This is a genomic window from Pseudomonas sp. MAFF 730105 (genome assembly GCF_055380705.1).
Genome location: NZ_AP018438.1, coordinates 1,387,257 through 1,400,701 on the forward strand (window position 1 = coordinate 1,387,257; position 13,445 = coordinate 1,400,701).

At 62.0% G+C, this 13,445-nt stretch carries 13 protein-coding genes; 3 read left to right on the top strand and 10 right to left on the bottom strand.

All coding sequences use genetic code 11. The features are described from left to right. Positions 1 to 8: 8 nt before the first annotated feature. The 3 genes from PCOSP_RS06125 to PCOSP_RS06135 all read right to left on the bottom strand — a co-directional run bounded on the left by PCOSP_RS06125 (position 9) and on the right by PCOSP_RS06135 (position 3,811). On the bottom strand, positions 9 to 1,724 hold the full coding sequence (locus tag PCOSP_RS06125) for a proline--tRNA ligase (protein ID WP_139647472.1): 1,716 nt from the start codon (positions 1,722 to 1,724) through the stop codon (positions 9 to 11). 129 nt (positions 1,725 to 1,853) lie between these two features. Beyond that, the gene (locus PCOSP_RS06130) at positions 1,854 to 3,413 is read right to left on the bottom strand and encodes an AmpG family muropeptide MFS transporter (RefSeq protein WP_175364270.1); all 1,560 of its coding nucleotides are present in this window, start codon (positions 3,411 to 3,413) and stop codon (positions 1,854 to 1,856) included. Between the two features lie 44 nt (positions 3,414 to 3,457). Then, on the bottom strand, positions 3,458 to 3,811 hold the full coding sequence (locus tag PCOSP_RS06135) for an MGMT family protein (protein ID WP_139647475.1): 354 nt from the start codon (positions 3,809 to 3,811) through the stop codon (positions 3,458 to 3,460). Positions 3,812 to 3,974: 163 nt separating this feature from the next. Between PCOSP_RS06135 and PCOSP_RS06140 the strand changes: the two genes are divergently transcribed. Next, the gene (locus PCOSP_RS06140; protein ID WP_041022880.1) at positions 3,975 to 4,982 is read left to right on the top strand and encodes a DUF481 domain-containing protein; all 1,008 of its coding nucleotides are present in this window, start codon (positions 3,975 to 3,977) and stop codon (positions 4,980 to 4,982) included. Positions 4,983 to 5,199: 217 nt separating this feature from the next. On the opposite strand, the gene PCOSP_RS06145 is transcribed toward PCOSP_RS06140, so the two are convergent. Further along, positions 5,200 to 5,409, bottom strand: a complete 210-nt coding sequence (locus tag PCOSP_RS06145; RefSeq protein ID WP_024780123.1) for a cold-shock protein — start codon at positions 5,407 to 5,409, stop codon at positions 5,200 to 5,202. 341 nt (positions 5,410 to 5,750) lie between these two features. Here PCOSP_RS06145 and dcd point away from each other — a divergent pair, with 341 nt between their 5' ends. Together dcd and PCOSP_RS06155 are read left to right on the top strand one after the other, a co-directional pair. Then, positions 5,751 to 6,317 (top strand): dCTP deaminase, encoded by a 567-nt coding sequence (gene dcd, locus PCOSP_RS06150; RefSeq protein WP_017126297.1) that lies wholly within the window; start codon positions 5,751 to 5,753, stop codon positions 6,315 to 6,317. A 99-nt stretch (positions 6,318 to 6,416) separates the two neighbouring features. Next, on the top strand, positions 6,417 to 6,623 hold the full coding sequence (locus tag PCOSP_RS06155) for a hypothetical protein (RefSeq protein WP_041022879.1): 207 nt from the start codon (positions 6,417 to 6,419) through the stop codon (positions 6,621 to 6,623). 26 nt (positions 6,624 to 6,649) lie between these two features. Here the strand turns inward: PCOSP_RS06155 and pdeM are convergent, their stop codons facing one another. From pdeM to PCOSP_RS06185, 6 genes are all read right to left on the bottom strand, one after another. Further along, positions 6,650 to 7,306 (bottom strand): ligase-associated DNA damage response endonuclease PdeM, encoded by a 657-nt coding sequence (gene pdeM / locus PCOSP_RS06160; RefSeq protein WP_464710552.1) that lies wholly within the window; start codon positions 7,304 to 7,306, stop codon positions 6,650 to 6,652. Further along, positions 7,306 to 9,792 carry a ligase-associated DNA damage response DEXH box helicase gene (locus PCOSP_RS06165; RefSeq protein WP_464710553.1) on the bottom strand — a complete coding sequence of 829 codons (2,487 nt, stop codon included), beginning with the start codon at positions 9,790 to 9,792 and terminating at the stop codon, positions 7,306 to 7,308. The genes pdeM and PCOSP_RS06165 overlap by 1 nt, the downstream gene beginning before the upstream one ends. A 264-nt stretch (positions 9,793 to 10,056) precedes the next feature. Next, positions 10,057 to 10,821: an ABC transporter ATP-binding protein gene (locus tag PCOSP_RS06170; RefSeq protein ID WP_139647481.1), complete on the bottom strand. Its 765-nt coding sequence runs from the start codon at positions 10,819 to 10,821 to the stop codon at positions 10,057 to 10,059. A gap of 13 nt (positions 10,822 to 10,834) precedes the next feature. Further along, positions 10,835 to 11,953: a succinylglutamate desuccinylase/aspartoacylase family protein gene (locus PCOSP_RS06175; protein ID WP_464710554.1), complete on the bottom strand. Its 1,119-nt coding sequence runs from the start codon at positions 11,951 to 11,953 to the stop codon at positions 10,835 to 10,837. Positions 11,954 to 11,971: 18 nt separating this feature from the next. Further along, positions 11,972 to 12,682: an ABC transporter permease gene (locus PCOSP_RS06180; protein ID WP_024780118.1), complete on the bottom strand. Its 711-nt coding sequence runs from the start codon at positions 12,680 to 12,682 to the stop codon at positions 11,972 to 11,974. Further along, positions 12,679 to 13,407, bottom strand: a complete 729-nt coding sequence (locus tag PCOSP_RS06185; protein WP_041022874.1) for an ABC transporter permease — start codon at positions 13,405 to 13,407, stop codon at positions 12,679 to 12,681. The genes PCOSP_RS06180 and PCOSP_RS06185 overlap by 4 nt, the downstream gene beginning before the upstream one ends. Between the last annotated feature and the right edge of the window lie 38 nt (positions 13,408 to 13,445).

Here is a 13,445-nt window from a genome sequence, read left to right on the forward strand (position 1 = left end):
ATCTGGTGTCAGCGGCGGATACGGGCCTGGAGGAAGGAGAGCACGTCGCCAACCGGCAGCGCTTGCGGCTCGGCCTCGGTGCGGCTCTTGTATTCCAGGTTGCCTTCGGCCAGGCCACGGTCACTGACGACGATCCGGTGCGGGATGCCGATCAGTTCCATGTCCGCGAACTTGATGCCGGGGCTGGTTTTCTTGTCGCGATCGTCCAGCAGCACTTCAAAGCCGGCGGCCGTCAATTCGGCGTAGAGCTTGTCGGTGGCTTCGCGAACCAGGTCGGTCTCGTAGCGCAACGGCACCAGGGCAATCTGGAACGGCGCCAGGGTGTCGCTCCAGATGATCCCTTTCTCGTCGTTGTTCTGTTCGATGGCTGCAGCCACCACACGGGACACGCCGATGCCATAGCAACCCATTTCCAGGGTGACCGGCTTGCCGTTCTCGCCCAGCACTTCGCACTTCATCGCCTTGCTGTACTTGTTGCCCAGCTGGAAGATGTGCCCGACTTCGATGCCGCGCTTGATTTCAAGCACGCCCTTGCCGTCAGGGCTCGGGTCGCCGGCCACGACGTTGCGCAGGTCGGCAATGGCCGGAACCGGCAGGTCGCGTTCCCAGTTCACGCCGAAATAGTGCTTGTCGTCGATGTTGGCGCCGATGGCGAAGTCGCTCATCAGGGCCACCGAACGGTCGATGATGATCGGCAGCGGCAGGTTCAGCGGGCCGAGGGAACCCGCACCTGCGCCGATGGCGTCGCGCAGTTCGGTGTCGGTGGCCATGACCAGCGGGCTGGCGACGCCTGGCTGGTTGGCGGCCTTGATTTCGTTCAGCTCATGATCGCCGCGGACGATCAGTGCAATCAGCTTGCCTTCCTCTTCGGCGTGGACGATCAGGGTCTTGATCGTGCGCTCGATCGGCAGGTTGTAGCCCTCCACGAGCTGGGCAATGGTCTTGGCGTTCGGGGTGTCCACCAGGCGCAGTTCTTCCGACGGCGCAGGACGGGAGGTTTCCCGTGGCACGGCTTCGGCTTTCTCGATATTGGCGGCATAGTCGGAGCCGCTGCTGAAGACGATGTCGTCTTCGCCGGACTCGGCCAATACGTGGAACTCGTGGGAGCCGGCACCGCCGATGGAGCCGTTGTCGGCTTCGACCGGACGGAACTTCAGGCCCAGGCGGGTGAACACGTTGCAGTACGCCTGGTGCATGCGGTCGTAGGTGACTTGCAGCGAGGCCAGGTCGGCGTGGAAGGAGTAAGCGTCCTTCATGATGAACTCACGACCGCGCATCAGGCCGAAGCGTGGACGGATCTCGTCACGGAATTTGGTCTGGATCTGGTACAGGTTGATCGGCAACTGCTTGTAGCTGCTCAACTCGTTGCGCATCAGGTCGGTGATCACTTCCTCGTGGGTCGGGCCCGCGCAGAAGTCACGGCCGTGACGGTCCTTGAGGCGCAGCAGCTCAGGGCCATATTCTTCCCAGCGTCCCGATTCCTGCCACAGTTCGGCCGGTTGGGTGCCCGGCATCAGCACTTCCAGGGCGCCGGCGGCGTCCATCTCTTCACGCACGATGGCTTCCACCTTGCGCATCACCCGCAGGCCCATCGGCAGCCAGGTGTACAGGCCCGAGGCGAGCTTGCGGATCATGCCGGCACGCAGCATCAACTGATGGCTGATCACGACGGCGTCGGAAGGCGTTTCTTTCTGTGTGGCAAGCAAAAATTGACTGGTGCGCATGGTTGGCCGTTGTCGGTTGCTGATGACGAGAAGTGACGGAGCATTGTACGGGCGAGATGCCCTGGCGTACAGGCGCGTGGCCGGTCGCCAGGTGCGAATGCCGGTTTCGCCGGCGCTTGCTGAAGTTTCCTACGACTCTTCCGCCGGCCGGGTGGGGGTCGGTTCCGGGGCGGAGGGTGAGTCCTGGCGACGGTTCTCCTGGAACCAATGTAGGGCGATCAGCAGCAGGGTCGGGACGCCGAGCAGGGCGGTGATCAAGAAGAAATTGTGATAACCGAATTTCTCCACCATCACCCCGGAATAGCCACCGATCAAGCGTGGTAGCAGCAGCATGATCGAGCTGAGCAGGGCGTATTGGGTGGCGGAAAACTTCAAGTTGGTCAGGCTCGACAGGTACGCCACGAATGCCGAGGTGGCAAGGCCGGAGCTGAAGTTGTCCAGGGAGATGGTGAGCACCAGCATCTTCAGGTTGGGGCCCATGTCGGCGAGCATCAGGAACAGGATGTTGGTGGCGGCCGAGGCCACGCCGCCAATGAAGAGGATCGGCAGGATGCCGAAGCGTACGATCAACAGCCCGCCCATGCCGGCGCCGAGGAGTGTCATGATCAGCCCGAAAATCTTGCTGACACTGGCGATCTGGTCCTTGGTGAAGCCCTGGTCGATATAGAACACGTTGGCCATGACGCCCATGACCGTGTCGGACATCCGGTACGTGGCGATCAGCCCCAGCAGCAGCAAGGCCTGCCAGCGGTAGCGCAGGATGAAGTCATTGACCGGCGTGAGCACCGGCGCCAGGCCGCGACGCCCCATGGTCGACAGGCACATGGCGGTGAGGATGATATAGAGAATGGCCCGCAGGAAGGCGCGGTCTTCGAGCAGCAGATCGAGCAGGCTGACGCCTTCGAACAGCACGCTGGCAAAGTCGGTGTTGTAGAGCTGGGTGCACATCGCCGGGACTGACACCAGCAGCACGATCAGCACGAACACCGAGGCCAGTTGGTGAACGAACGTGTAGCGTCCGGCCTGCAATTGCGTACGCAGCGGCACCGGTGGCTCGCGCATGAACAGCGAGGTGAGCAAGGCCGGAACCATCAATACGCCGAACAGCAGATACGTACCGGCCCAGGCCGAGTGCTTGTAGCTGAAGCCGGTGGAGCCGAAACCCTCGGCGAAGAACAATGCGCCGGCGGTCGCCAGCAGTGCGGCGACCCGGTAGCCGGACATGTAGCTGGCGGCGAGGGCGGCCTGGCGGGTGTCATCGACGATTTCCAGGCGATAGGCATCGACCGCGATGTCCTGGGTGGCCGAAGCGAACGCCACGAGCACGGCAATGGCGATCAACCATGAGAGATGTTTCTGCGGATCGCAGAAGCCCATGCCGACCAGGCCCAGGATCACCAGGCCTTGGGAAAGCACCAGCCATGAGCGGCGACGCCCGAGTTTGCCGAGCACCGGCAGGCGCCATTGGTCGAGCAACGGCGACCAGACCCATTTAAAGGCATAGGCCAGGCCGATCAGGCTCGCGTAGCCGATGGTTTCACGCGCCACGCCGGCCTCGCGCAACCAGACCGAAAGCGTGGAAAACACCAGCATGTAGGGCAAGCCGGCAGCGAAGCCAAGCAGCAACAGCACGAGCGTCGAAGGACTGGCATAGGCGGCAAGGGCGGCGCGCCAGGTTTTACGGGGCATGGGCTGGAGTCTGCCTCAAAAATTGCGAAAACAAAGCGCGCACTCTAACCGCTGTGCTCTACCGGGCGCCAGCCATGGCATCGAATATCAACACGATTATTCAGGATACTGACCCCTTCCATCCGCAGGCGTGCGCGCTGTTCGTCCCCTGAGGCGCTGCCTGCCGGCAGGCTGATCCGACCACCGGCACCCAATACCCGATGCCAGGGCAGGCTGGTGTCGTTGGGCAGTTGGCTGAGGGTGCGGCCCACCCAGCGTGCCGCCCGACCCAGGCCGGCCATCTCGGCGAGCTGGCCATAGGTGACGACTTTGCCGGGCGGCACTTGCGCAAGGGTCAGATAAAGCGTGGTGCGGCGTACCTGCGCGGCGTCTTCGGGGTCCACTGGGATATCGGTCACGGGGAGGGTTCCTAGGAAAAGTACATGTCCGTTCGTAGGTTTATTCTGGCAGAGCGGATTGAGAAATGAACTCATCCCCCATCCTTGGGTCAGTCCTTGCTGAGGTGTCGTCCTGGGGGATAATGCCGCCTTTTCACCGCAAACCTGAGCTCTTTATACGCTTATGTTGTCCAGAACCCTGCTATGCCTGGCTGTTGCCAGCGCCTCCACGCCCTTGCTTGCCGATACCGTCTGGTTGAAGAACGGTGACAAACTCAGCGGCAAGATCACCGTTTTCGATGGCGGCAAATTGCTGATCCAGACCGATTATGCCGGCGCCGTTCCCATTGACTGGAAACAGGTCAAGACCCTTGAAAGTGACCAGCAGTTACTGGTCAAGCAGGACGCCTACACCGGCGAGAAAGCCAAGGCCCTGCACGCCGCCGAGGACGGCAAGGTAACCCTGGCCAACGGTGACGCGCCCAAGACCGTCGAGTTGGCCAGTATCCAGCAGATCCTCAAGCCCAAGCCGGTGGTCGAGGATCTGGTGTGGAAAGGCAATGTCGATGCCGCAATGGATTACCAGCGGGCGGAAAAAGATGTCGACGACTACGACATCGATTTCAAGACGACAGCCCGCCACGGTCGCTGGCGGCACACCGCCGAGGGCGAATACAACCGCGAATTCCAGGACGACGTGGTCTCCACCGACAACTGGAAACTGGAATATTCCCTCGACCGCTTCCTGACGGACAAATGGTTCTGGCAGGGGCGCCTGAATTACAAGCGTGACAAGGTCGAAGACCTGGCCCGCCAGCGAGTGGTGGGTACCGGTCCGGGCTACCAGTTCTGGGATGACGAATTGGGCGCGTTCTCGCTGGGTTCGCTGTTGAACCGCACCGATTACGAGTACCAGGACGGGGGCAAGGACAACTTCTATTCCGTCGCCATGAAGTGGGACTACAACCGCTACCTCGTAGGCAAGCGTGTCGAGTTCTTCACCAACGGCGAAGTGGGCAAGCCGCTGTCCGGCGTTGCGGAGTACGCCTATGACGCGGAGATGGGCTTGCGCTACAAGGTCACCGACTGGGCCTCGCTCAACCTCAAGGCCGAGAAAGATGTGATCGAAGGGTCCGAGGACAGCGACTTGAGCAAAACGCGCTACACCGCCGGGTTTGGCGTGACCTGGTAAGCCCAGGCAGAAATAGCCCCTGTGGGAGCGAGCCTGCTCCGGGCGGCGATCCGACGATAACGGTGTATCAGTCAACAGTATTGTTGCTGGTCTACCGCTATCGTCGGATCGCCGCCCGGAGCAGGCTCGCTCCCACAGTTTTTTGTGCCGGCAAAAACTGGCAGGCACAAAAAAGCCCCGCTTTTGAGGGCGGGGCTCTTTACTAAAGCAGGAACAGTTAGATAACTGTTACTTCTTCAGCTTGCATGCCTTTCTGACCGCGGGTAGCGACGAAAGAAACCTGTTGGCCTTCTTTCAGGCTTTTGAAGCCGTCGGATTGGATAGCTTTGAAGTGTACGAACAGATCGTCACCGGATTGTGGGGTGATGAAGCCGAAGCCTTTTTCATCGTTGAACCACTTAACGGTACCGGTTTGGCGATTAGACATGGTGTAACTCCTTGAACAAAGATAACTGCGACTCAGGAAGAACCCTGGCCGAGACTGAGTGCAAAGAGCAGGAAAAATTCTTGTAGATGGTTGGATCGAAATTCAACATATCGTGTAGAGATTCTCAGTGACACAAGCAGCACAGTGACGCCACCTTAACCCTTTTTCCGAAACGTGCCAATGGTCTTTGCGAAGGTTTCTCGATTTTGGTGACTGACGGCGTCCAGGCTCGGGAAAACACGGCGGATCGGCGAGAATTGCTTCCCACGCTTTGAACCCTGCCCCTCGCCCCGGTAAGATGCCGGACAGTTTTCTCCACCCTCGCTATTCAGGACACCGCCATGAGCATCAAATCGGACAAGTGGATTCGCCGCATGGCGCAAGAGCACGGCATGATCGAGCCCTTCGTAGAGCGCCAGATGCGCGGTGAAGGCGCCGACCGACTGATTTCCTTCGGCGTCTCCAGCTACGGCTACGACGTGCGTTGCGCCGATGAATTCAAGGTGTTCACCAACATCAATTCGGCCACCGTCGACCCGAAGAACTTCGATGAGAAGAGCTTCGTCGACATCAAGAGCGACGTCTGCATCATTCCGCCGAACTCCTTCGCCCTGGCCCGCACCGTCGAGTATTTCCGCATCCCGCGCAATGTACTGACCATCTGCCTGGGCAAGAGCACTTATGCCCGTTGCGGCATCATCGTCAACGTCACGCCGCTGGAACCGGAGTGGGAAGGCCACGTGACCCTGGAGTTCTCGAACACCACGACCCTGCCGGCGAAAATCTACGCCAACGAAGGTGTGGCACAGATGCTGTTCCTCGAATCCGATGAAGAATGCGAAGTGTCCTACAAGGATCGGGGCGGCAAATACCAGGGCCAGCGTGGTGTGACACTCCCACGCACCTGATTCTGACGAACAGTGGGAATTCCTGAACGGGCAGACACTCTATTGCGTGTACTGCCCGTTTTTTCGTCAGCGCAGCGGGCTTCGCTCAGGAGTTGCTCTATGAAGATCGATCCGCGAATCAGTGCCGAACTGGCAAGGCTTGAGCCCAATCAGATCGGCGTCATGGCCTGGTCCCTGCTGGCCCACCCTGCCGAAGCGGCAGGTGGCATTCCTGGCCAGCCCGATCCCGACACCCCCAATGAACAACCTACCGAGCCGGGTGAGCCGACCCTGCCGGACGAGCCGCCTCCTGCGCCTGTCGCTTGATGACAGCATGGCCCGCCAGCGATCTTTCAGTTGACGGGCCATATTTCGTTATCGCCAATGACAAAAATCCTGCAGTCGTTGTCCTGCTCGAGCCGATAACCGCCTGTGAAGGCGCCGAAGGCCGGCAGCAGGCTGATGTCGCTGCCTAGCCGGAAGCACGCCAGGCGCAGGCGCTGCCGACCCTTGCCGCTCAGGTGATACACCGGGTGTACGTGACCGGCTAGCACGTGGCGGCTCGGGTGCGGGTCGGGTTCGTGTTGCACGGAGAAGGGGCCCAGCAACAGGGGTTCTGGTACTACGCGGATGTTCAGCGAGGGCGGCGGGTCGCCGGCGCGCTTGTCGTGGTTGCCGCGAATCAGCGTCATGGCCAGGTGCGGATGCCTGGCACGCCAATCGGAAAGGGCCTTCAAGGTGCCTGGCGCGTTGGAGCCGGGACCGTGGAGAAAGTCGCCGAGGAAAATCAGCTGTCGGCACGGCAGGTTCGCCAGTAACCCATCCAGGATGGCGATGTTGCTGGCGGTGGTGCCGTGGGGAACCGGTTGGCCGAGACTGCGATAGGCGGCGGCCTTGCCGAAATGCACATCTGCCACCATCAGGGTCTCCTGGGCGGGCCAGTAGAGGGCTTTTTCCGGCAGCAACCAGAGCTCTTCACCGGCCAGATTGACAGGATAAGGCGCGGGCATCACGCGTCACCCCGATCGGCGGTTTTTTCCAGTTCGCTGACCATTCGCCTGATGCGATCGGCAAGCTTCTCCGAACTCAGACTTTCCCTGAACCGCTCCACCAGCAACGGGAAACCCAGCGGGGTGGGGCGCTTGATGATGTGCAGGTCCAACTGCAAGGTATTGAGGCGTTCCAAGGTCTGCTCCAGGCGACGTATATCCAGTTCTTCACGCAAGACTTCTTCCCCGGCCTGGGCCAGCAACAGGTTGTCGGCGTCGTATTGCTTGAACACTTGAAAGAACAACCCGCTAGAGGCCTGGACCTGTCGAGTGCTTTTCGGTGCGCCGGGGTAGCCGGCGAATACCAGGCCGGCGATCCGGGCGATTTCGCGAAAGCGTCGAAGGGCCAACTCGCCGGCGTTCAGGCTGGCGAGCACATCGGCCAGCAGGTTGTCGGTGCTCAAGAGCGTGGGATTCAGGTAGTGCGACCAATCCAGTGCCGTGGCACTGAGCAGTTCGAGGCCGTAGTCGTTGACCGCAATGGAAAAGGTCACCGGTTCCTGCTGGCTGACGCGCCAAGCCAGCAGGCTCGCCAGCCCCAGATGCACCTGGCGTCCGGCAAACGGGTACAGGAACAGGTGCCAGCCTTCCCGGGACTTCAGCGCTTCGGCCAGCAATGAAGTCTGCGTGGGCAGGCCGGACCAGCGCTGCTGGGTCAGCAACAAGGGCTGCACGGCTTGCATCTCCGGGCCCTCGAAGCGCCCCTTGGCGGCCTCGCTCAGGCGTGCCACGACGGCGGCGGCCAGTTCGTTGGAAAGCGGCATCCGCCCGCCGTTCCAGCGCGGCACGGCGGCTTTTTTCGCCTGGCTACGACGCACGTAGGCAGTCATTTCCTCAACCCGGACCAGTTCCAGCAATCGTCCGGCGAACAGGAAGCCGTCCCCCGGTCGCAGGCGGGCAATGAAGCCTTCCTCCACGCTGCCCAAGGTCTTGCCACCCCCACCCTTGCTCCAGAACTTCAACTGCAGGCTGGCATCGCTGACGATGGTGCCGATGCTCATGCGATGACGCCGGGCCAGGCGCGCGTCAGGGACTCGCCAGATACCGTGCTCGTCCTGCTCGACCCGGCGGTAATCGGGGTAGGCGGTCAACGACAGGCCGCCGTGGCGCACGAAGGCCAGGGCCCAGGCCCATTGCGCTTCGTTCAGGTCGCGGTAGGCCCAGGCGCTGCGTACTTCCCGGTACAGCTCATCGGGTACGAAGCCACCGCCCAGGGCCATGCTGACCAGATGTTGCACCAACACATCCAAAGGCCTGTGGGGCGATTCGCGAGGTTCGATGCGCCGCTGGGCCACGGCATCCTGAGCCGCGGCGGCTTCGATCAGTTCAAGGCTGTGGGTCGGCACCAGGGTGATCCGCGAGGTTCGCCCCGGCGCGTGACCGGAGCGCCCGGCACGTTGCATCAGTCGCGCCACGCCCTTGGCCGAGCCGATCTGCAACACCCGCTCGACGGGCAGGAAATCCACGCCCAGGTCCAGGCTGGAGGTGCACACCACCGCTTTGAGTTGACCGTCCTTGAGCGCACGTTCGACCCAGTCCCGGGTATCGCGGGACAGCGAGCTGTGGTGCAGCGCGATCAGCCCGGCCCAGTCCGGGCGTGCCTCAAGGAGTGCCTGATACCAGATTTCGGATTGCGCACGGGTGTTGGTAAAGACCAGGCAACTGCTGCTGGCGTCGATTTGTGCGATGACCTGGGGCAGCATTTTCAGGCCGATGTGCCCGGCCCACGGAAAACGTTCGAGGGCGGGAGGCAGCAGCGTATCGACCCGCAGCGTTTTGTCATTGGCCCCCTGGATGCTGATCCCGTTGCCCTGTGGGATCAGTACCTGCTCGGCATGGGCCTGATTACCCAAGGTGGCGGACACGCCCCAGACGATGAGCTCGGGATGCCAGTGCCGCAGCCGCGCCAGCGCCAGTTGCAATTGCACGCCTCGCTTGTTGCCCAACAGTTCATGCCATTCGTCCACCACGACCATGCGCAGCGTTGCCGCCGCCGTTTGCGCATCGGTCCGGGCGAGCATCAAGGTCAGGCTTTCGGGCGTGGTGATCAGTGCCGTGGGCAGGCGTCGGCCCTGGCGGGCCCGTTCGCTGGCGCTGGTATCGCCGGTGCGCAGGCCAACACTCCAGGGAATCTGCAGTTCCGCCAGCGGTGCTTCGAGGGCTTTGCCTGTGTCGGCGGCCAGTGCACGCATCGGCGTGATCCACAGGACGGTCAGCGGTTCGGCTACAGGTTTGCGTTTGCGCGGTTTATCCGAGGGCGGGGTGGTGCGGGCGAAACGGTTGAGGGCCGCAAACCACACTGCGTAGGTCTTGCCGGCTCCGGTGTTGGCGTGCAGCAGCCCGGACTCCCCACGCTTGACCGCGGCCCACACCTGTTTCTGAAAGGCGAACGGCTTCCAGCCGCGGGCGCTGAACCATTGGTTTGCGAAGTTGTTGGATGTCGCCATGCCTGCCGCGTGCGCCCTGGAAGTCTTCTTTCAAGGACCACGGCGGCAGGGGAAAGGTTTAAATAGGCGGATGGAGTTACCGCAGATTGCCCTGCAAAACCCTGTGGCGAAGGGATTTATCCCCGCTGGGCCGCGAAGCGGCCCCTCAGCCTGGCACCTCGGTTTGTCAGGGAGATTGTCTTCAGGCTATCTGGGGCCGCTTTGCGGCCCAGCGGGGATAAATCCCCTCGCCACACGTTTTTCACCCTGTTCTGGTATAGGGTTCTATTTCAGGTTGCCACTGAGGAACTGCTTCAGCCGCTCGCTCTTCGGGTTGCCCAGCACGTCTTCCGGCGCGCCTTCTTCCTCCACCCGGCCCTGGTGCAGGAAGAGCACCTGGTTCGAGACTTTGCGAGCGAAGCTCATTTCGTGGGTCACCATGATCATGGTCCGGCCTTCTTCGGCCAGCCCCTGGATCACCTTCAACACTTCCCCTACCAGTTCCGGGTCCAGGGCCGAGGTCGGTTCGTCGAACAGCATCACCTCCGGCTCCATCGCCAGGGCCCGGGCGATGGCCACGCGTTGCTGCTGGCCGCCGGACAGGAACGCCGGGTACTGTTCGGCCACGCGCGGCGCCAGGCCGACCTTGTCGAGGTAGCGGCGGGCACGTTCATCGGCTTCCTGCTTGCTGATGCCCAGCACCCGGCGCGGCGCCATGGTGATGTTTTCCAGCACGGTCATGTGGCTCCACAGGTTGAAGTGCTGGAACACCATGGCCAGGCGCGTGCGGATGCGTTGCAGTTCATCGGCGTCGGCCACGTGCATGCCGTGGCGGTCCTTGATCATCTGGACCGACTGGCCGTCCAGGCTCATGGCGCCGTCGTTGGGTTGTTCCAGGAAGTTGATGCAGCGCAGGAAGGTACTCTTGCCCGAGCCACTGGCGCCGATCAGGCTGATGACGTCGCCAGTCTTGGCCTTGAGCGAAACGCCCTTGAGTACCTGATGTTCGCCGTAGCTTTTATGCAGGCCTTCGATGGTCAGTTTGTACATGGAACAGGCATCCTCAAGGCGAAAGTAGGTAGCCGCTGCGATAGGCTTCGGCGCCGGCGACGTGGGCGATGACCATGCCGGCGGTGGCCATGCGACGCAACGAGCGGGCGTACATCAGCCCGGCATTGCAGCAGTGAACGGGGGTGACGGTGTCGTTGACCGGGTCGATGATTTCCGCCACCAATTGACCGGCCTCCAGGTACTCGCCCGGCAAGGCGGCGTAGACCAGCAGCCCGCCCACGGGGGTCGCCACCGGTTCGACGCCGGCCAGCGGCGTGGCCGGATAAGGCAGCTCGGGCAGGGGCACCGCTTCGCCGTCGATGGCGCCATAATGGATCAGGTATTCGATCAGGGCCTGGCAGTCGAGACTCGCCAACCCATGGTTGACGTCGCCCTGGCCGCGCAATTCGACGGTGACGGAAAAACTGCCCAGGGGAATCTCGAAGCGCTCGCCGAAGCGCTCCTTGAGCTGCCACCAGAGCAGGGTGAAGCATTCATCGAACGACTGGCCGCCCGAGTCGGTGGCCAACAGGCTGGCCTCGGCGCCGATGTAGCGGGCCAGCGGCTCGACCTGGGGCCAGGCTTCCGGCGTGGTGTAGAGGTGCGCCACGGCTTCGAAATCGCAATGCAGGTCCAGCACCATGTCGGCGTCGCAGGCCAGCCGTTGCAAGACCAGGCGCTGGGATTGCAGTTGCGTGGAAGCGGTCTGCCGGGCGAGAGCATCGCGCAGGCTGGTGCGGATCAGCATCAGGTTGTGCTGCGGATCCTGGGTGAGCAGGTCTTCGATCTCGTTGCCGACTTCCTCGCTCAGGTCGAGAAAGCGACGGTTGAAGTTTTGCCCGCTTTCCAATTCGTAGCGACCCAGCGGCACGTCCATCAGCACTTGTTCGAGGCCGATGGGGTTGGCCACGGGCACCAGGACGATTTCGTGTCGCAGGTGGCCGGACGCCTCGAGCTCCGCCAGGCGTTGCTTGAGATGCCAGGCCACCAGCATGCCGGGTAGTTCATCGGCATGCAGGGACGACTGGATGTAGATTTTACCGACGGCTTTTTCCGGGCCGAAGTGAAAGCTATGGATCTTGCGTGCGGTCCCCGGCAGCGGGGCCAGCAAGTCATGGATCTGGTGGCGCATTTGCTTGTGTGTCCTGGACTAATGAGTCGGCCCGAGAAAGGCCAGCCAGCGGCGCTCGGCGAGGCGGAAGAGGCCTACCAGTGCGAAGGTGACGGTCAGGTAGATCAACGCGGCGATCCCGAACGACTGGAAGGTCAGGAAGGTGGCCGAGTTGGCATCCCGGGCCACTTTCAGCACGTCTGGAACGGTAGCGGTGAATGCCACGGTCGTCGAGTGCAGCATCAGGATCACTTCGTTGCTGTAGTAGGGCAGCGAGCGCCGCAGCGCCGAAGGCATGATCACATAGGCATACAGCTTCCAGCCGGTCAGGCCATAGGCCTTGGCCGCTTCGACTTCACCGTGGTTCATGCTGCGGATCGCCCCGGCAAAGATTTCCGTGGTGTAGGCGCAGGTGTTCAGGGCGAAGGCCAGGATCGTGCAGTTCATCGCATCGCGAAAGAAACTGTCGAGCAAGGGTTGGGCGCGCACCGCCGCGATGCTGTAGATACCGGTGTAGCAGATCAACAGCTGGATATAGAGCGGTGTGCCGCGGAACAGGTACGTGTAGAACTGCACCGGCCAGCGCACGGAGCGCTTGGGCGAAACCCGGGCGATGGACAGTGGGATCGAGACCAGGAAGCCGATCAGCAGCGAGGCGCTGAGCAGCCACAGGGTCATCGCCAGGCCCGTAACGTTGACACCGTCGCTGTAGAGGAACGGCCGCCAGTACTCTTGTAGAAGCTCGATCATCGCACCGCCTCCCGTGCTCCGGCGGCGTAGCGGCGTTCAAGCCTGCGCAGAATGAAGTTGGACGCGCTGGTAATCAGCAGATAGATCAGCGCTGCCAGCACCAGGAAGTAGAACAGTTGATAGGTGCTCTTGCCCGCATCCTGGGCCGCCTTGACCAGATCGGCCAGGCCGATGATCGACACCAGCGCGGTGGCCTTGAGCATCACCATCCAGTTATTGCCGATACCCGGGAGGGCAAAGCGCATCATTTGCGGAAACACCACGAAGCGGAAACGCTGGCCACGCTTGAGGCCATACGCGGTGGCGGCTTCGACCTGGCCCCTTGGCACCGCGAGGATCGCGCCGCGGAAGGTCTCGGTGAAGTACGCGCCATAGATGAAGCCCAGGGTAATCACCCCGGCGCCGAATGGGTCGATCTCGATGTATTCCCATTCCATGAAGTCGGTAAAAGAGGTCAGCCAGGTCTGCAGGCTGTAGAAAATCAGCAGCATCAGCACCAGGTCCGGCACGCCGCGAATCAGCGTGGTGTAGAGCTGGGCGGGGATTCGCAGCAGTTTGACCGGAGACAGCTTGGCGCTGGCGCCCAGCAGGCCGAGCAAGATGCTCAATAATAGCGACAGGGCCGCCAGTTTGATGGTCATCCAGGTGCCTTGCATCAGCAGCGGGCCAAAGCCCTGCAGGCTGAAGGCGGAGAGCCCCAGATTTTGTAGGAGTTGTTCGAGCATGGAAGTGGCCTTTGGCAGTCAAAAAGCGCCCACCCGTA

Bases quoted from the DNA above. Each gene is read 5' to 3' on its own strand.
- PCOSP_RS06125 (WP_139647472.1), bottom strand. From the start codon at position 1,724: ATGCGCACCAGTCAATTTTTGCTTGCCACACAGAAAGAAACGCCTTCC.
- PCOSP_RS06130 (WP_175364270.1), bottom strand. From the start codon at position 3,413: ATGCCCCGTAAAACCTGGCGCGCCGCCCTTGCCGCCTATGCCAGTCCT.
- PCOSP_RS06140 (WP_041022880.1), top strand. From the start codon at position 3,975: ATGTTGTCCAGAACCCTGCTATGCCTGGCTGTTGCCAGCGCCTCCACG.
- PCOSP_RS06145 (WP_024780123.1), bottom strand. From the start codon at position 5,409: ATGTCTAATCGCCAAACCGGTACCGTTAAGTGGTTCAACGATGAAAAA.
- dcd (WP_017126297.1), top strand. From the start codon at position 5,751: ATGAGCATCAAATCGGACAAGTGGATTCGCCGCATGGCGCAAGAGCAC.
- PCOSP_RS06155 (WP_041022879.1), top strand. From the start codon at position 6,417: ATGAAGATCGATCCGCGAATCAGTGCCGAACTGGCAAGGCTTGAGCCC.
- pdeM (WP_464710552.1), bottom strand. From the start codon at position 7,306: ATGCCCGCGCCTTATCCTGTCAATCTGGCCGGTGAAGAGCTCTGGTTG.
- PCOSP_RS06165 (WP_464710553.1), bottom strand. From the start codon at position 9,792: ATGGCGACATCCAACAACTTCGCAAACCAATGGTTCAGCGCCCGCGGC.
- PCOSP_RS06170 (WP_139647481.1), bottom strand. From the start codon at position 10,821: ATGTACAAACTGACCATCGAAGGCCTGCATAAAAGCTACGGCGAACAT.
- PCOSP_RS06175 (WP_464710554.1), bottom strand. From the start codon at position 11,953: ATGCGCCACCAGATCCATGACTTGCTGGCCCCGCTGCCGGGGACCGCA.
- PCOSP_RS06180 (WP_024780118.1), bottom strand. From the start codon at position 12,682: ATGATCGAGCTTCTACAAGAGTACTGGCGGCCGTTCCTCTACAGCGAC.
- PCOSP_RS06185 (WP_041022874.1), bottom strand. From the start codon at position 13,407: ATGCTCGAACAACTCCTACAAAATCTGGGGCTCTCCGCCTTCAGCCTG.